Annotated in this window: 12 protein-coding genes; 11 read left to right on the top strand and 1 reads right to left on the bottom strand. The window is 37.0% G+C overall.

The genetic code is table 11. The features are described 5' to 3' along the window. Nucleotides 1-97: 97 nt before the first annotated feature. Nucleotides 98-238, top strand: coding sequence for a hypothetical protein (locus ACNKXS_RS04475; protein WP_417919811.1), 141 nt, complete (start codon nucleotides 98-100; stop codon nucleotides 236-238). Nucleotides 239-351: 113 nt separating this feature from the next. Here ACNKXS_RS04475 and ACNKXS_RS04470 read toward each other — a convergent pair whose 3' ends face one another. After that, nucleotides 352-1,245, bottom strand: coding sequence for a helix-turn-helix domain-containing protein (locus ACNKXS_RS04470; RefSeq protein ID WP_417919810.1), 894 nt, complete (start codon nucleotides 1,243-1,245; stop codon nucleotides 352-354). 251 nt (nucleotides 1,246-1,496) lie between these two features. Here ACNKXS_RS04470 and ACNKXS_RS04465 point away from each other — a divergent pair, with 251 nt between their 5' ends. The 10 genes from ACNKXS_RS04465 to ACNKXS_RS04420 all read left to right on the top strand — a co-directional run bounded on the left by ACNKXS_RS04465 (nucleotide 1,497) and on the right by ACNKXS_RS04420 (nucleotide 18,616). Then, nucleotides 1,497-2,957: a sulfatase gene (locus ACNKXS_RS04465; protein WP_417919809.1), complete on the top strand. Its 1,461-nt coding sequence runs from the start codon at nucleotides 1,497-1,499 to the stop codon at nucleotides 2,955-2,957. A 30-nt stretch (nucleotides 2,958-2,987) separates the two neighbouring features. After that, nucleotides 2,988-4,388 (top strand): hypothetical protein, encoded by a 1,401-nt coding sequence (locus ACNKXS_RS04460; RefSeq protein ID WP_417919808.1) that lies wholly within the window; start codon nucleotides 2,988-2,990, stop codon nucleotides 4,386-4,388. A 20-nt stretch (nucleotides 4,389-4,408) separates the two neighbouring features. Continuing rightward, nucleotides 4,409-7,462 carry a SusC/RagA family TonB-linked outer membrane protein gene (locus tag ACNKXS_RS04455; protein ID WP_417919807.1) on the top strand — a complete coding sequence of 1,018 codons (3,054 nt, stop codon included), beginning with the start codon at nucleotides 4,409-4,411 and terminating at the stop codon, nucleotides 7,460-7,462. A gap of 12 nt (nucleotides 7,463-7,474) precedes the next feature. Continuing rightward, nucleotides 7,475-9,046: a RagB/SusD family nutrient uptake outer membrane protein gene (locus tag ACNKXS_RS04450; protein WP_417919806.1), complete on the top strand. Its 1,572-nt coding sequence runs from the start codon at nucleotides 7,475-7,477 to the stop codon at nucleotides 9,044-9,046. Between the two features lie 84 nt (nucleotides 9,047-9,130). Then, nucleotides 9,131-10,534: a hypothetical protein gene (locus ACNKXS_RS04445; RefSeq protein WP_417919805.1), complete on the top strand. Its 1,404-nt coding sequence runs from the start codon at nucleotides 9,131-9,133 to the stop codon at nucleotides 10,532-10,534. A gap of 14 nt (nucleotides 10,535-10,548) precedes the next feature. Next, complete coding sequence (locus ACNKXS_RS04440) at nucleotides 10,549-11,994, top strand: hypothetical protein (RefSeq protein WP_417919804.1); 1,446 nt, start codon at nucleotides 10,549-10,551, stop codon at nucleotides 11,992-11,994. 34 nt (nucleotides 11,995-12,028) lie between these two features. Then, nucleotides 12,029-13,591, top strand: coding sequence for a glycoside hydrolase (locus ACNKXS_RS04435; protein ID WP_417919803.1), 1,563 nt, complete (start codon nucleotides 12,029-12,031; stop codon nucleotides 13,589-13,591). An 8-nt stretch (nucleotides 13,592-13,599) separates the two neighbouring features. Further along, nucleotides 13,600-15,036, top strand: a complete 1,437-nt coding sequence (locus ACNKXS_RS04430; RefSeq protein WP_417919802.1) for a sugar porter family MFS transporter — start codon at nucleotides 13,600-13,602, stop codon at nucleotides 15,034-15,036. Nucleotides 15,037-15,041: 5 nt separating this feature from the next. Then, nucleotides 15,042-15,767, top strand: a complete 726-nt coding sequence (locus tag ACNKXS_RS04425; RefSeq protein WP_417919801.1) for an SGNH/GDSL hydrolase family protein — start codon at nucleotides 15,042-15,044, stop codon at nucleotides 15,765-15,767. After that, nucleotides 15,767-18,616: a sugar-binding domain-containing protein gene (locus ACNKXS_RS04420; RefSeq protein WP_417919800.1), complete on the top strand. Its 2,850-nt coding sequence runs from the start codon at nucleotides 15,767-15,769 to the stop codon at nucleotides 18,614-18,616. The genes ACNKXS_RS04425 and ACNKXS_RS04420 overlap by 1 nt, the downstream gene beginning before the upstream one ends. The last annotated feature ends 39 nt before the right edge of the window (nucleotides 18,617-18,655 follow it).

The raw sequence follows: 18,655 nt of genomic DNA, 5'->3' as shown, positions 1-18,655 counted from the left end.
CTGAATTTACTCTATTGATTAAGTGTCTTTTAGGGTCATATACTTGCAGAGAAGTAAATGGCCATTTACTCATTTTTAATAACCTAAAATTTAAAACATGAGTGACAAATCAACAGGACTAGAAAAGGATGCATTTAATAAAGGGCAGGAGCTTGTTTTAAATCACGTTAAAAATCTTTTTAGTGAGAATCAAAAGGCTAGTATAATGTATGATCATTGGTTGAATGCCCAAGACTAGAGTAGTTGATATGTGGAATTAGATATGTTTTCAAAAATTTGCAAATCCGAAATACTGATAAAATCTAAAAGGTTAGAATAAGAATTTTGAGAGCGGTCACATTTGACCGCTTCTCATTTTTTATAATTTTTACGATATTTAGAAGGTGGGACTCCCATAATTTTTGAAAAAACTCTGGAAAAGTAATATTGATCGATAAAACCAAATTCGACTGCTATTTCCTTTATACTTCTGTCCGTAAAGTATAGTAGCTGACAGGCTTTCTGGATTTTAAGATTATTAAAATAATTGATCGGTGGGTTACCTGTGCTTTCACGAAAAATTTCTGAATATCTGGATACCGATAAATTTTCTAAATCTGCTAGTTCATTTATTTTCAGAGTCTTGTCTAGATTGTCTTTCATGTAACTAATAGAATCATTGACCATACTCTTCTCGAAATTTTTAGTTTTCACCTCTTCATGATAAATAAAACCACCTATTAAATGAGTTATATCTAAATTGATAATTTCAAGTGTTTTTTCGTCAAAAGAGAACTTTATTAAATTTATGATTCTTATGAATTCTCTTGATCTTGTTTCGTTATACGGAATTGATTTAACAACAGGTTTTGAATCTACACAGAATCGATCAAAAAGCAGTTTAGCCCTTTCACCAGTAAAGTGCACCCAATAAATTGTCCAGGGACTATCAATAGAACTTTTGTAGTGGTGAGTCACAAAGGGGGGAACGATGATATAGGTATTTGGTTTTAAACTAAACTTCTCCCCTTCAATTTTTACAGAACCTTCTCCTTGTGTACAGTACAAAAATATATATTCATTAGAACCAACTTTCCTTTTCCTATCATGAAATTTTGCATGTGGATAAAAACCTATAGCGGTTAAATAGCAATCTTTAATTAGATCATTTCCCTTAATGATTTCTAAACTATTCGGGGGTAGTACAACCATTTGTTGGCCTAAAAACCCTTCTTTCTTCCATTCAATGCCCGTTAAATCGTCCATATATAACGTTTTCGTGTAATCTCTGATTTATAAGTATAACGTTTTCGTTACTCCAAATTTAAGGATTCAATTATTTAAAAGTGGCATATTAATATTGAGAGACTTAATAAACTGACAATATCAAAAAAATTTCAAGTAAAAATTATAAAAGTATTACCAAATCGTAAGATTATCCATTTTTTTAATTTATACGTCCATTTACTTAACCTTAACATTGAACTATTTTTGAGGTAGATAATTTAATTAAAGCCATGTTAAAAAATTCTTCAAAATATATTCAGGTATTTTTTCTAGGGATCTTCACCTCTCTTTCAGCTTATGCCCAGGATTACTCTGATAATGATAAGCCAAACATATTATTTATTCTTGTTGATGATCTAGGTTGGAAAGACTTAGGAGTACAAGGAAGCGATTACTATCTCACTCCTGAAATTGATGAATTAGCCAGAAATGGAGTGAGATTTACTGATGCTTATGCAGCAAATCCTGTATGCAGTCCAACTAGAGCTAGTATCATAACTGGCATCGACCCGGCTCATGAGGATGTCAATATTACGAATTGGATTGGTGCACAGGAATATGAAAACCGAAGTAAGGATAAGATGATTCAGCCAGTTATTGCTGACAATCTCGCTCTTGAGAGGACCACAATAGCAGAATCTTTTAGCGAAAATGGGTATTCTACCTATTTTATAGGTAAATGGCATCTGGGTGAAACCGAAGAGTTCTGGCCAGAAAATCAAGGGTTTGATAAAAATATTGCGGGTTGGAGTAAAGGCAATCCTGGAAGTTTCTTTTCACCATACTCCAATCCTAGACTGGAGGATGGCCCTGATGGTGAATATCTCCCATTTCGCTTGGGTCGGGAAGCCAACTCATTGATGGAGGAGCACGCTAAAAATCAACCTGAAAAGCCTTTCTTCATGTACTTTTCAATGTACAATGTTCATACACCGATTGAAGCGCCTGAAGAGCTTACAAGATTATTTGAACAAAGAAGAAAGAGTCTAGGATTAGAATCTGAAGGAGAGTATGAAATAGATAGTGGTGTGAAAATTCGAACCAACCAAAGTGATGCAACTTACGCGGCGATGATTTGGGCAATGGATTCCGTTGTTGGAAAATTAAAGGATAAGTTAAGCGAACTGGGTCTTGAAGAAAATACGATGATCGTTTTCTTCTCGGATAATGGAGGACTTTCGGCTCCTGGTTATGGGGTGACATCGAACAAACCCTTGAGAGGAGGAAAAGGTTGGATCTACGAAGGAGGTATTCGTGAACCATTATTCATCAAATACCCGCCTTTAACTGATTCAAAAAAAGGCACAACAGTAGGCTTGCCAGTTATAAGCAATGACTTTTTTCCAACTTTACTAGACGTGGCGAATATAAAGTATGAAGAAGATCAATTTTCGGGAAGATCCATAAAAAATGTACTACAGGGTAAATCATTCAGCAAGCGTAATTTATACTGGCATTATCCACACTATAGTCCACAAGGAGGAAAACCTGCTTCAGCGATTAGATCAGGTGATTGGAAATTAATTCATTTCTATGAGAATGACACTTATGAATTATACAATTTGATGAGTGATCCTGAAGAAAAAACTGATCTGGCTTCTTTGAAGCTGGACTTAGTTAATGAACTAAAAACTGAACTTGAAAACTACTTGAACTCCATTGGCGCAAGTTTTCCAAAAGCAAAAGAATAATAACCACATTATTAACTAATAAACATAGTCATGAGAAATAAGTTTTTTTTGCTTCTCCTTATTGCTTCCATTTTTACAGGATGTGATAAGGATGATGATGAAACTGTAAGGGTAGATTCTGAACCGAGTTTTTCAATGCTTGATGAATCCATTTCTTCCCTTCCAGGTTTAAATATCAATCTAAAAGCAACAATTGAAGATCCTGCTGGGATTCGAGCGATTAGTATAAAGTATGAACCTTGGTTCCTGGATAAAACTATCGAGAAAGATTCGTTGCCTAAAACCTACAATCTTAATTATTCATTCAAAGTACCCGAGGTTGAAACTAACGGATCTCAGCATGTTATTACTATAACTTCTATAAATTCTGGAGGAGTAGAGAAATCTATAGATGTAACCGTTACATTGGATCTAGATGTCGAACCGCCTTCCATTAATATATTGTCACCAGCAGATGGTTCTACGGCGATTCTGGGTGATAGTGATGAAATTCAGTTCGATATTACTGTAAATGACAATACATCTTTATCAACTTTAGAAATTCAAAGTGAAGTTTATAACGAGACTATACAACTTACAGGGGAAGAATATCACTACCAGAAATCTCTAGATATTGAGACCACCGGTAATTACAGGTTTACTGTTATTGCAACAGATGAGGCAGGTAATTCTTCTACTAAGAGCGTTTCAATTAATATTTTCGACGAATTGAAATTCGAGAAAATGTTCATAACAAGTTTGGATAGTGACGAAAACCTGAAGTCTACTATTTTTGGAAGTACAATTTTAATGGAGTCTAGTGAAATTGAAGATGAGAAGGGTTTTGTGTTCGTAGGTAAATATTATGCTCCAGAACCCAACACCTTAATAAGATTTATACCTCAGAAATCATCTTTTGAACCATACTCTTTTGGAGTTGACGCTAGTGAACCTGGTAAGTTAATAAATGGTGTAGGTGCAGATATTAATCCATTAACATTACCGGAAAAAGGCTACTATGAAATTAGGCTTGATCTTAGAGATTTCACCTATACATATCAAGCTTACGCACCTGATGACACTACATATGATTTCATCCAGATTATAGCCACGGGAATTATTGTGGACGGTGAAAGTACTTGCAAAGTTGATGAAGATGACAGTTTTAGATGCTTTCATTTCACTTCAGGAAAACCTTTAGTTCAGGATAGTGAGAATCCTTATAGATTTTCTGCGAATATCGAAATCTTTGACGAGCCTGATAGCGAAGGTGCTAATGGTATGATCTTAAATGCAAACAAAGCAGGTTGGGGACCATTCTGGAGATTCGATGAGAATAATGCAGTCCCACAGGGCGGTTCAACTCTTGTTTTCTCCGAAGATCAATTTGGATCCTACAGATTCGTTTTCGATACCCATTTGAATTCTGTAACCATTACACCTTTAAACTAATTCAATAAAAAACATTGAAAATGTATAGTAAAAAGCATAATTCTAAATTACGGAATGTCTTGTTTATCTTCCTGTCATTCCTGTCTTTCCAGCTAATGGCTCAGGAAATAACAGTAACAGGTACAGTAACTGATGTAGATGGAGCACCAATTCCGACTGTAAACGTGATTGAAGAAGGTACCTCAAACGGAGTCATAACAGATTTTGATGGAAATTTTGAAATCGTTGTCCCAGCTGAATCTACACTTACTTTTAGCTTTGTAGGATACTCTTCAAAGAGTGTCGAAGTTAACAATCAAAGCACAATTAATGTTTCTCTAGCAAGTGATCAGGAGGCTTTAGATGAGGTTGTAGTGATAGGATATGGAGAAGCACGAAAAAAAGAAGTTACCAGTAGTATTGCCACGGTTGATGGCGATGACCTGGAAAAAATAACCACCGGAAACCCTGCTGAAGCGCTTCAGGGCCGTGCCTCCGGAGTTCAGGTTATTTCCCAGGGCGGTGCTCCAGGAGCTGCTCCCCAAATTTTAATTCGTGGGATTACTACCTTCAATAATGATAAGTCTCCATTGATTGTAGTTGATGGAGTAATGCTACCATCTGGTACTAATCTCAATTTTTTGAACCCTAGAGATATTAAGGACTTCCAGATACTTAAAGATGCCTCTGCATCAGCAATATATGGTTCAAGAGCTTCTAACGGAGTAATATTAATTACCACAAAACGAGGGAAGTTTGGTAAAGCTGTTTTTACCCTGGATGTTTCATCAGGTATAAGCAATATAGAGAGGATCGATATGGCAAATTCTCAGGAATATGCAAGAGTAGTCAATGAGAGGCGTTTGAATGACGGCCAGGAAATAAAGTTTACAGAAGAAGAAATAAGTGAATTTGGAAACGGAACTGACTGGCAGAAAGAGACCTTGAGCGATTTTGCTCTTGTTCAGAATTATAATTTAGGAATTTCAGGTGGTGGAGAAAATGTCAAATACCTAGCTAGTTTAGGTTATTTCGAAGAACAATCACATTATCAGAAAGGTTTTAGAAAGAAACTAACTGGACGTTTCAACGTTGATTTTCAAATTAGTGATAAGTTAAAATTAAAACAGGATTTAAGCCCACGATTTGAAAGATGGGAGGATACACCAAATCTTTTTTATAACACGTTGAGGATTGAACCACTTACAGATGTATACATCCCAATCGAAGAAAGAGACGGTAGAAATGAGTTTAGTATTTATGGTAGATCAGGTATTGGAGTTCCGAATCCTGTAGCTACTGTTTCAAGAGTATTTGGAGGTATAAATTACTTCGGGTTATTCACAAATACACAGCTAAATTACAAACCGGTCGAATGGCTTGATCTTCAAACTCAGTTCGGATTTAATTTTGACACTAACCGAAGAGATGATTTTAATCCTTCCTTCTTTATCCACCCTAACGAGCAAAACCTAATCAACAATGTTTTCCGAAGAATAACCACAAATAGTGACTGGGTCTGGAACAATACAGCAACGTATAAGAATTCATTCGGAGAACACGATATCACATTTACAGCAGGTTTAGTTTTGGATGAACAACGCTACAACTATGTTTCTGCTTTTCGTGAGGATATACCAGGACAGACAGAGGAGCTGAGGTATATCGATGCCGCAACTGGAGAAAACAGAAGTGTTGGTGGAAATGAAAGTGTAAGAACAATGTTTTCTTACCTGGGAAGATTAATGTATAATTTTAAGGACAGGTATTTTTTAACTGGAGCCGTTAGGAGAGATGCATCTTCTGTGTTTCCAGATGAGAATAAATGGGGAACATTCCCAAGTATTTCTGTTGGTTGGTCTATAGCAGATGAATCATTCTTTAACATTGATGATATTGATGCACTACAACTAAAAGCTGGATACGGTCAATTAGGGAATCAAAACATTAATCCAGCATCAAGATTTTTTGGAATCGGTGATTCGAACTATGCATTCGGAGGTGAAAGAGTGGTGACTAATACACTCAATCGATTCGGAAATGTTGATCTCAAATGGGAAACTGTTGAAGATATAAATGTTGGTATAGAGGGTGCGTTCTTCGATAATCGATTAAGTCTTTCTGTAGAGAGATATAAACGTAAGTCGAAAGATTTGTTGTTTCAAGTAGAACCACCAAACTATACAGGTATTCCAGGAACAATAGCACAAAATGTAGGAAGTATGGAATCTGAAGGTTGGGATGCTTCTTTAGGATTCTCTGGAGGGAAGAATAAATTCACGTATTCAATTAATACGAATGTTTCTACAAATGAGAGTCGTTTGCAAGATATTGCACCAGGAATTGAAGAACTTTTAGGACAGCAAAGATCTGATCTTGGAAACAGGTTTTTAAAGATTTCACGACCTGGAGAAATTGCTGGACTATTCTACGGGTATGAATCTAGTGGTCTCTTTCAGAATCAAACTGAAATTAATAGCCACTCCGGTGAAACTGGTTCACTTTTGCAACCAAATGCGGTACCGGGAGATCTGAGGTTCGTAGATAAAAATCAGGATGGAGTTCTTAACGATGATGACTTAACAATTATTGGTAACCCATTTCCAGATTTTACAGCTGGTTTGAACATGGATTTCACTTATGGAAATTGGGATATGTCGATGCAGTGGTATGGGGTATTTGGAAATGATATTATCAACTATACAAATTTATTTGGATATTCTGCTCTCAATGATGTCAACGTACGGGCAGGTGCGCTCGATAGAGTATGGAGAGAAGATAATCCGGGCGCAGATTTTCCAAGGTTAAGCGCCCTGGACAGAAATCAAAATTATCAGAGACCTTCAGATCTATTAGTAGAAGATGGTAGTTTTGTAAGATTGAAGAACCTTCAGGTGGGATATAATATTCCTTTAGAGGGTGTGAACAAATTAAGAATATCAATCTCAGCTCAGAATCTATTCACCATTACAGATTATTCCGGTTTCGATCCAGAAGTTAGTGCTGGAGGAGATGTTATCAACGGATATGGTGTGGATTATGCCAGCTATCCTTTAACCAGAACATTTTTGGCTGGTTTGAATTTCTCACTATAAAATATTAATAAGATGAAAAGAGTACTATTACTAATGTTATTGGGAATTGTCCTATATAGTTGTTCTAACGATTTTTTAGATCAACCCTTAAGAGGACAGCAGGAATTAGATGACTTCTTTGCTTCGGGAGAAGCTAGTGAGCGATTTGTCAATGGAATCTATCAAAAAGTCAATGGAGAAGGCTGGAACCAGATCAATTTCTTCAGAACGATTAACGAGATGGCGACAGATGATCAATGGTCTGGCAACACTGAACAGCCAAGAGCTGATATTACCGGAATTGCACATTACAATGTATTCCCTGGATCAGCGTACATAAATTCGTTCTGGGAACATAATTATATAGGTATTACGAGAGCGAATTTGGCTTTAGACCAAATTTCTGAAGTTGAAATGGATGAGGATCATAAAGCACGTTTGTTGGCTGAAGCTAAATTTTTACGCGCATGGTTCTATTTCGAATTAGTGAAAAATTATGGTGGTGTACCTATTGTTACTACCTGGGATGAATTGTTTGAACCAGAAGTTTATCAATATACCAGAAACACCGTAGATGAGGTTTATGCTCAAATTGAGCAGGACCTTACAGAGGCTGTGAATGTATTGCCGCTTAAGAATGAATATGCACCGTCAGATTACGGTAGAGCTACAAAAGGTGCTGCACAAGCCCTTTTTGGAAAGGCATATTTATATCAGGAAAAATGGATGGAAGCGGAGGCAATGTTTGCAAATGTTATTCAATCCAACCAATATCAACTAGAGGAGAATTTTGCGGATGTATGGAAACCGAATAATAGATATGGCGTAGAATCTATTTTTGAAGTTGGTTATATTAATAATGAACAGTTTCCAAATATTGGTGGTGTATACTCTACAACTCAAGGTAGCCGGGCAGATTTAGGCTGGAGTTGGGGAACTCCCACAAGTAATCTTGAAAATGCATTTTTAGCTGAAGGTGATAGTATAAGACTAAGATCCACCATAATCAAACATGGAGAACCCGTATTTGGTGATCCGGAAGTGACTTCTTTTGATGCTGCACCAACTAGAAATAAATCTGGAAGAATTAATAGAAAGTTTTATGTTCCAACTGCAGATAGACCAGAGCCATACCAAATAGGTCAACATCCTTTGAGTCATATACACATACGTTTGGCAGATGTTCTTTTGATGCATGCTGAGGCTGCATACTTTAACGGGAATGAATCAGCTGCATTACAGTCTTTAGAGAAGGTTAGAGAACGAGTAGATCTTGAATTAGATGATAATTTGAATGGTACTGCGCTTAGAGATGCAATATGGAAGGAAAGAAGACTGGAACTTGCATTAGAGTTACATAGACTTTATGATCTAAGAAGACAAAAGGTTAACGGAACTCCAAGAATCTCCATGATCATGGGTCCAAATGGAAGTTTTGTAGAATATAACCTTAACGAAAATGATGACCCATTTGAAAACTCGAATATGGGTGAATCCATGGATAAGGGAATTTTGTTCGATCAATCAATTCACATGCTTTGGCCAATACCTCCTGAAGAAATACAACTATCTCAAGGTAGTATTGAGCAAAACCCCGGCTATTAACCTTTAACGTTTTTTGATATGAATATTATAACAACATGTTATCGGGTAGTAGAACCCATGATTCACTCTAAGAAAAATTTCATATTGGCTTTTATTATTGGAACGCTTTTTTCCTGCTCCCCCGAAACCGAATTGAATAGTGATCTATCGAGTCAGGATCTTTCAGCCAAAGTACATAGCAGTGGAATCAAGCATCTGGATAATAATACTGACATTCTGATAAACGTTGATAAAACACTGCCGATCTCTCCGTATCTGTTTGGTGTTAATAATGATTGGAGACAAATTAGTTACGATAGGTACGATAGCTTTTCGAACTCATTACAGAACATCAATTATACATTAGTGCGATTTCCAGGTGGTTGGGAATCTGAATATTATGACTGGAGTGAGAATCTAACACCAAATTGGAATAATGCACCAGCTGCTCCAGGGGCATCTATTGAAAAAGTTAAGTCTACAAACCCTGGTGCAATTAGTATTGTTGTGCCCACAGTAAACGCTATGAACTTGCCACAATGGTCGGCAGAATGGTATGCTGCGATACAAGATTTAAAGATTGAAGCCAAGGAGGCCATTGAACTTACTGGTCAAGACAACATCAAGACTATCGAAATCGGGAATGAGTGGTGGCTTCAATGGGGCGGTGGAGTCTCTAGATTCAGCAAGGTTAGGAAGTATGCACATATAGCTAAAAGAATTTCAGCATACATTCGGAATACTTTCCCTAGTGCAACATTCAATATTGTAATAAATGGTGATTATACACATCCTGATGAATTCAAGGCTATAAGATATGTTTTTGACGCTACTCAGGAACTGGATCTTATCGATGGTTTGGCTCTACATACCTATACGGGATATAATACCGAAACCCATAATATTAAAGATCTTCAGAAGAATATAAGTGAATGTATAGCTAATCTTGGTAAATCATATTTATCGTTATCTGAATGGGCTCCTTCCAAGGCATATAATGATAATAAAGTATATGCACAGGGAGCAAACTTGGTAGTTGAGCAAACTTATGAGCACGCAATGGTAGGGGCAGATGAAGCAGCTTTCTGGCCTCCTACTAACAATAGTATTCCCGGATTAGGTTTATTTAACTATGGACTTACACAGCCAATGCCAACTGGTCAAATCTTTGGCGATCTGGCAATGGATTTTCAAGGTGAAGTACTGGAAGTTAAAGATGGTAGTATGAGAGCTGCTGCGGCCAGAAATAAAGATGGAGTTGTAGTAGTTTACGTAACTGGTATGGACCAACCGGCCACAACAGTGACCCTGCAGCTTGGCGATGTAAAAATTGATAGGGTTATCTCATCTGAGCTCTGGGAACCTGGAGACATCAATAATCCAGAGAAACCATTGTCAATGGTCAAAACCGAAAATCCTGCATTTACTAAAATGGGTAAACGTATCTCATTTAATGTGAATGAGAATTCAGGTTTTTCTATCTATAAGATCAAGTTTAGTTTAAAATAAAGTAAAGCAAAAATATGATAAGCTTAAGGATCAACTACCTAGTCTACTGTACAATTCTAATGTTATTCTTTGCATGTAGTCCCGATGCTACTGATCCTTTAGATCCTAAATATGAACCCATAGAGGTAAAAGAGGAGGATGATGAAGTAGAGGAAGAAGGGGAAGCAGAATTTGATGGTGAGAGTTTTACTATTAATGTAACAGATCGTAAAACTATAAATCCTTTAATCTTTGGAATGAACAATGACTGGAGACAAATTCCAGGTTCTCGCTTTACAGACTTCAGCCAGGAATATAAAACTCTGGGAGGACAACTTTTGAGATTTCCGGGAGGCTGGGAATCAGAATTTTACGATTGGGAAACGAATACAACTCCAAATTGGGATAATAAGCCCGATCAACCGGGTGCAGATATTGATCTAGTAAAATCAAATATTGATAATGTGAGCATAGTCCTCCCAACTACCCTGGCAATGAACCATGCTTTAAACTCATCTCAATTCGTGGAGGCCTTAACTGAACTAAAGAATACAGCGAGAACAGCCTTAGATATGGTTGGAGTAGATGATGTTGGGATTGTGGAAATAGGTAATGAATGGTGGCTACAATACGCCGGTGGAGTTAGTAGATCAGAAAAGCTGAAGAAGTACTCAGTTATAGCAATGAATATAGCCGAATTCATCGGTGAAGAATTTCCAGACCGCAATTTTAAATTATTAATCAATGGTGATTATACAAGGCCATCTGAATTCACAGATATCAAAAACAACTTTACCAGTGCTTATGATGAAATTGATGGTGTAGCCCTGCACACATATGTAGGCTACGAAACAGAATCTCATAATATGGCAGATCTGGAACAGAGAATTATTCAATCTGCAGATAATTTCAATTCAGAAAAAAACTTTGTATACCTGTCTGAATGGATGCCTTCAAGAGATTACAACGAAAGAAGGTTATATATGGAGGCGGCCAATATAATACCTGATATTTTTCAAATTTATGCTTTATCAAACGTCGATGCAGCGGCATTCTGGCCACCGGTTAACTCTTCTATTCCTGGAGTAGGGGTATTTAGTTGGAACTTTTCAAAGGTGTTTCCGGTTGGTCAGATATTTTCTGAGTTATCCTCAAATTTTAAGGGACAGGTTGTAAGAACCACGGATGGTGAATTTAAAATTACTGCAGCACTGCAGGATGAAAGCACATTGGTTGTATATATTCCTGGAAAGGACAAGTCTGCGACGAACATACAACTGCAGTTCCAGGGGTTCAATGTGCAAAATATAGCATCTGCACAAAAATTTATTCCTCATAATTACTCAGAAACAGACATTGCAGAACCTTATAAAACAACCGATGCGACAGTATCTCTGATAGATCAAGAGATAATGTTTGAAATTAATAATGAGGGGCCATATGAGATTTTCAAATTGGTGTTAAAAGGAAATCTTCAATAATTTAAATCAGGAACCCTAAATACTGAATTGATTTATGAGAGTGTTTAATGTCGTTTTTCTTCTATTATTTTTTTGTCATTCGTTGAGTGCTCAACTACAATTAGAAATTGACCCAGATCGGGAACTGCAGGTGATTGATGGTTTCGGAGCTTCTGATGCCTGGAGAACGCAATTTGTTGGTAAAAACTGGCCTACCGCTAAGAGGGAAAAAATTGCAGAATTGCTTTTCAGTAAAGAAGAGGATGAAAAGGGAAATCCTAAAGGAATAGGACTATCTCTTTGGCGATTTTACATTAGTGCAGGAACTGCAGAACAAGGTGAACAATCTGGAATCCAGAATGAATGGAGACGTGGGGAATCATTTGTGGATGAAAAGGGCGATTATGACTGGACTAAGCAAGAAGGACAACAGTGGTTTCTGAAGAAAGCTAAGCACTACGGTGTTGAAAAATACCTTGCGTTTTCTATAGCTGCTCCTGTATTCTGGGCATATAATAATAAAGGATGGAACAGTAGAACTGATGGAAATCTAAACCTGAAGCCTGAGTTCTATGACGATTATGCGAACTTCATGGTAGAATTTCTTGACCATTTTAAGAGAGAAGGAATAAACTTCGATTATCTCAGCCCTATTAATGAACCACAATGGGATTGGGAAAAAGCTACTCAGGAAGGAACACCTGCATTTAATGAAGATATCTCGAAACTAGTCGAACTACTAGATCAGGGCATCAGTAATAAAGACTTAGAAACTAATATTATTATTCCTGAAGCTGCCGATTTAAGATACCTATATTCTCATTATAACAGACCAAAGCGTGGTAATCAAATTGAAGACTTTTTCAGAAGTAATAGAAATGAGGAAACATATGTAGGTAACCTAAAAAACATTCAGCATACAGTCTCAGGACACAGCTACTTCACAACGTGGCCTGTAGATACTTTAATTGGTATTAGAGAAAATTTGAGCCAGTCTTTAATGAAGAATAATCTGGGTTTCTGGCAAAGTGAATTCTGTATTCTAGAGAACAATGATGATATAGGTGGAGGAGGTCAGAGAGACTTGGGTATGGGTACTGCGCTGTATGTTGCAAGAGTTATCCATGCAGATCTTACTTTAACAAATGCAAAATCCTGGCAATGGTGGACTGCTCTAACAATTGCTGATTTTAAGGATGGACTTATCTACCTGGACACGGGTGATCCTGAAGACATGTACAACACAGAGTCATTAAAATATGACGGAGAGTTCCACGATTCAAAATTATTATGGGCCTTAGGGAATTTTTCAAGGTTCGTTCATCCTGGAATGCAAAGGATATTAGCCCACGTGAATACTGATCAATCCATAAAAGAACAGTACGAAGATCTTATGGTTTCAGCTTATAAAGATAAACACACTAATGAGTTGGCGATAGTAGCAATTAATTATAGCAAAATTCCCAAATCTGTTAAGGTTGATAGCAATATAACCCTGGAGAAATCTTACGAGACTTCTGCGGACAATAACCTGGCTTCAAAAAAAGTAGAAGGATCGTTTTTACAAATTCCTCCAAGAAGCATTGTAACTTTTACTGGCAAAATCAATAATAAATAATTCTCGAAATGGAGAACACTAAATTTAATTTCACCTATTTACTTTTTCTTGCCCTTGTCTCTGCAATGGGAGGCTTCCTTTTTGGTTATGACTGGGTTGTAATAGGAGGTGCGAAACCGTTTTATGAACTATATTTTGAAATAGATTCATTGCCTTCATTACAAGGATGGGCTATGAGTAGCGCTTTGGTAGGATGTATACTCGGAGCCATACTCTCGGGGTTTGTAGCCGATAAATACGGACGAAAGATCCCCCTAATTTTTGCCGCTGCATTATTCTCATTATCAGCATTTGGAACAGGATACGTTGATGAATTTACACCTTTTATAATTTATAGACTCATTGGAGGATTGGGGATTGGTTTAGCCTCTACATTATCACCAATGTATATTGCTGAAATTGCACCGGCAAAATACCGGGGACAATTTGTGGCAATAAATCAACTAACTATTGTAATAGGTATTCTAGCGGCGCAAATAGCCAATTATCTAATCGCAGAGCCTATTCCAGAAACACTTTCTTCTGCGGATATTTTGCAATCATGGAATGGACAGGTTGGCTGGAGATATATGTTCTGGGCTGAACTTATACCTGCTGGAGCTTTTTTCCTCTTAATGTTCTTTGTTCCTAAAAGTCCACGTTTTTTAGTAAAAATCAATGAACATCGTACGGCAGAGAAAGTCCTGGGTAAAATTGGTGGCCTGCAATACGCAGAGAAGGAACTACAGAATATTCAATTAACGCTAAAGCAGAATAATAAACGAAAAATAAATCTGTCTGATTTCCGCGATACAAAAGTGAAGCCTATTCTAATTATAGGGATTGTACTAGCCATATTTCAACAGTGGTGCGGAATCAATATCATTTTCAATTATGCAGAAGAAATTTTTACTGCGGCAGGTTACAGCGTAGGTGACATGCTCTTCAATATAGTTATTACAGGTAGTGTTAATCTCATTTTTACTTTCGTGGCGATGCGTACAGTAGATAGTTGGGGTAGACGAAAATTAATGCTCATAGGGTCTATTGGCTTAGCTGTTGTGTATGCGATCCTAGGGGGCGCCTATTATCTTCAATTTACTGGATGGCCAGTATTACTATTGGTGATCATTGCAATAGGAATTTATGCTATGTCCTTGGCGCCTATTACCTGGGTAGTTCTATCAGAAATATTTCCTAACAGACTGCGTGGTGCGGCGATGTCTATTGCGACTTTTTCTCTCTGGGTAGCTTCCTTCATCCTCACATTTACATTTCCTATTCTGAACAATGCCTTGGGTGCTTCTGGAACCTTCTGGGTATATAGTGGAATTTGCCTGTTTGGTTTTCTATTTATTCGGAAAAACCTCCCGGAAACAAAAGGAAAAAGTCTTGAAGAAATTGAGATTGAACTTACTAATAAACAGTCTGATAAAACAAGGCTGGAAACTTTGAATGAATTGTAAACAGTATGAATTCTAACAGTATATACAGGAGTTACATTATTACAGGGCTATTATTCCTTAATTTCAGTTTGTCTGTGTTCGGTCAGGTAGCAAATCCGGAAACATATCTGGATACAATTAAAGACGATTTGAAGGTAAAATGGCCAAATAACCGTACTATAAACTTAGTTTTTCACGGTCATTCTGTACCTACTGGATATACTACTGCTGGGGTGGTTGATCGAATGAACTCATATCCCTTCCAAACGCTCAAAAATATCAATGATCACTATCCGTATTCAGTAGTGAATGTCATAACTACATCTATTGGAGGAGAACAGGCGGTACAGGGAGCATCCCGTTTTGAAGATGAGGTTCTAAATCATAATCCAGATGTTCTTTTCATCGATTATGCTCTAAACGATCGCGGAATTGGATTAGAAAAAGCTAAAGCAGCCTGGTCAGAAATGATTGAGACTGCACTTACCCAAAATTTAAAAGTGATTCTTCTAACTCCTACACCGGACCTCAATGAAGATATTTTGGATCCAGATTCAAATCTGGCTCAACATGCCGAACAAATTCGAGATTTGGCAAAAAAATATAAGGTTGGTCTAATAGATAGTTTCAAGATGTTTAAAATTCTTTCTCAGAACCGGGAGATAAAAGCATTTATGGCTCAAAACAATCATATAAACCAGAAAGGACATCAATTAGTTGCCGATCTAATTTTCAAGGAGTTTTTCAAATAATGAAGTCTACTACCCTACATAACTTAATTATTTATTCAATTCTTGGATTGATACTATTGGGTTGTACTTCCATATCTGCTCAAGTTGATCTATCTGGTCAATGGAATTTCAGAATGGATTCTTTAGACCAAGGGGAAGTTGAACAATGGTATCTGGACAAACTGGATGAAACTATTACTCTTCCGGGTTCAATGGTTGAAAATGGTAAAGGAAATCCTGTTGATCTCAAAACTCATTGGACAGGAAATATGTGGAATGATAGTCTTTGGTATAAGAGTCCAAAATATGCCAACTATCGAAAGCCAGATAATCTTAAAGTTTCATTTTGGCTGACTCCTGAAAGAAAATACCATGGTGCGGCATGGTATCAAAAAAATATAATCATTCCTGAAGACTGGCAGGATAAGAATATTCTTTTAGAGCTCGAAAGAGCTCATTGGGAAACAACGATATGGATTGATAATATAAAGGTTGGATCACGTAATTCACTTGCCACAGCTCATAAATACAAATTACCAGAATCTATAAAACCAGGAAAACACAGGATTTCCATTCGAGTTGATAATCGCATTAAAGATATAAATGTTGGAAAAGATGCCCATAGTATATCAGATAATACTCAGAGCAACTGGAATGGTTTAGTAGGTTCACTAACTCTGGAAGCCAAACCAAAGGTTTATATAGATGTCGTAAAAATTGTTCCTGATTTGGAAACTAATAGTGCTAGAGTCTATGCAACTATATTGAATACCACTGGCGTTCAGCAAGATTTGAAAGTATCGGTTTCTGCAAAGTTGAAGAATACGGATGATCCAGAATTAAATGTCAAATCTGAAGAATTTACAATAGACAGCAATCAGGAAATATCTATCAATTATCCAATGGGTAATGATTATAAATTATGGGATGAATTCAACCCAGAAGTTTATGATTTGACAGTGATAGCCGAATCAAAGGATGGCATAGACATCCAAAAAACCAAATTTGGGATGCGTGAATTTCATGCTATTGGAAAGCATTTCGCTATAAATGGAAACCCTGTATTTTTAAGAGGTACCCTGGAATGTGCCATCTTCCCTAAGACGGGATATCCACCAACGCAAAAGTCTGATTGGGCTAGAATATTCAACATCATTAAATCTCATGGATTAAATCATATGCGATTTCATTCATGGTGCCCGCCTGAAGCTGCATTTGATGCTGCAGATGAAGCAGGTGTTTACTTACAGATTGAGGCCTCAGCTTGGACAACTATAGGTGATGGAGAACCTATTGATGAATGGATATTCAGGGAAGCTAAGGATATTCTTGATAATTATGGTAATCATCCCTCATTTGTAATGATGGCTTATGGGAACGAACCAGGAGGAGAATTTCATGAGGAGTACCTGAAAAGATTTGTATCTCATTTCAAAAAAGAAAATTCTACTAAAGTATATACAGGTGCAGCAGGATGGCCATTTCTTAGAAATGCTGATTACTGGAATACCCCCAAACCTAGAATACAACAATGGAATGAGAACTTACAAAGTATTATTAATAATAAACCTCCTCAGACCGATTTTGATTATAGCTCGATCATCGATACCACGTCTATCCCTGTAGTAAGTCATGAGATCGGGCAGTGGTGTGTATATCCAAATTTTAAAGAAATGGATAAATATACCGGTGTTCTTAAACCCAAGAATTTTGAAATATTTAAAGAGACCTTAGAAGAAAGTCATATGGGCCATCTAAGCGATAGCTTATTATTGGCATCAGGTAAACTTCAAACTTTATGTTACAAAGCTGACATTGAAGCTGCTCTTAGAACTAAGGATTTTGGAGGATTTCAATTGCTGGATTTACATGACTTTCCGGGACAGGGCACTGCTTTAGTAGGAATACTCGATTCTTTCTGGGATGAAAAAGGATATGTTTCACCTGAAGAGTTTAAATCTTTTAGTGGCCCAACCGTACCATTAGTTAGACTAAAGCAAAAAACATTTTTAAATACTGATACTCTTGAGGCTTCCGTAGAAATTGCACATTTCGGGGAGGATATTTTAAAGAATGTAAAGCCAAAATGGATGCTTCAATTTGAAGATGATGCAGTATATGCGAAAGGCGAATTAATTGAGACAACAATTGAGAACGGCAATGGAATTCGTCTTGGAGAGATATCTGTACCTCTGCAAAACATAGATAAAGCTCGTAGACTAATCCTTAGTGTAAGAGTAGGAGAGTATACGAATAAATGGGATGTATGGGTGTATCCAGATACCAGTCTAAACACTAGTGACACCAACTTACGATTTGTGGAGAGCCTAAAACCTGAGACGGTCGATTATTTAACGAATGGTGGTAATGTATTATTAAGTTTAAAGAAGGGTTCACTAAACCCAGACAAAGGTGGAGATATAAGCGTAGGCTTTTCCAGCATTTTCTGGAACACTTCCTGGACTAAAGGCCAAGAACCTCATACTCTGGGAATTTTGTGTGATCCCGAACATCCTGCTTTATCTGCATTTCCAACAGAATTCCATTCAAATTGGCAATGGTGGGACGCCATGAGTAACAGCAATGCTATAATTCTAGATGATTTTAACCCTGATCTGAAACCAATCGTTCGGGTTATAGATGATTGGTTCGAGAATAGACGGTTGGCATTAATCTTTGAGGTAAATGTTGGGAAAGGCAAATTAATAATATCAGGAATAGATCTGCACACAAATTTGTCCCGTAGAAAAGAAGCCAGACAACTTCTATATAGCTTAAAAACATACATGAATTCGGAAGATTTTAATCCACAAATAGACTTGGATATAGCGAGCATCCAGAATTTATACAAATACAACGAAAAAGATTAGATGAACGGGTCTTATAGTTCAAGACCAAAAATATTAAGG

The organism is Christiangramia marina, assembly GCF_048285865.1.
GTDB lineage: Bacteria > Bacteroidota > Bacteroidia > Flavobacteriales > Flavobacteriaceae > Christiangramia > Christiangramia marina.
This window is presented reverse-complemented; position numbering and strand designations above follow the sequence as displayed.

Bases quoted from the DNA above. Each gene is read 5' to 3' on its own strand.
- ACNKXS_RS04475 (WP_417919811.1), top strand. From the start codon at position 98: ATGAGTGACAAATCAACAGGACTAGAAAAGGATGCATTTAATAAAGGG.
- ACNKXS_RS04470 (WP_417919810.1), bottom strand. From the start codon at position 1,245: ATGGACGATTTAACGGGCATTGAATGGAAGAAAGAAGGGTTTTTAGGC.
- ACNKXS_RS04465 (WP_417919809.1), top strand. From the start codon at position 1,497: ATGTTAAAAAATTCTTCAAAATATATTCAGGTATTTTTTCTAGGGATC.
- ACNKXS_RS04460 (WP_417919808.1), top strand. From the start codon at position 2,988: ATGAGAAATAAGTTTTTTTTGCTTCTCCTTATTGCTTCCATTTTTACA.
- ACNKXS_RS04455 (WP_417919807.1), top strand. From the start codon at position 4,409: ATGTATAGTAAAAAGCATAATTCTAAATTACGGAATGTCTTGTTTATC.
- ACNKXS_RS04450 (WP_417919806.1), top strand. From the start codon at position 7,475: ATGAAAAGAGTACTATTACTAATGTTATTGGGAATTGTCCTATATAGT.
- ACNKXS_RS04440 (WP_417919804.1), top strand. From the start codon at position 10,549: ATGATAAGCTTAAGGATCAACTACCTAGTCTACTGTACAATTCTAATG.
- ACNKXS_RS04435 (WP_417919803.1), top strand. From the start codon at position 12,029: ATGAGAGTGTTTAATGTCGTTTTTCTTCTATTATTTTTTTGTCATTCG.
- ACNKXS_RS04430 (WP_417919802.1), top strand. From the start codon at position 13,600: ATGGAGAACACTAAATTTAATTTCACCTATTTACTTTTTCTTGCCCTT.
- ACNKXS_RS04425 (WP_417919801.1), top strand. From the start codon at position 15,042: ATGAATTCTAACAGTATATACAGGAGTTACATTATTACAGGGCTATTA.
- ACNKXS_RS04420 (WP_417919800.1), top strand. From the start codon at position 15,767: ATGAAGTCTACTACCCTACATAACTTAATTATTTATTCAATTCTTGGA.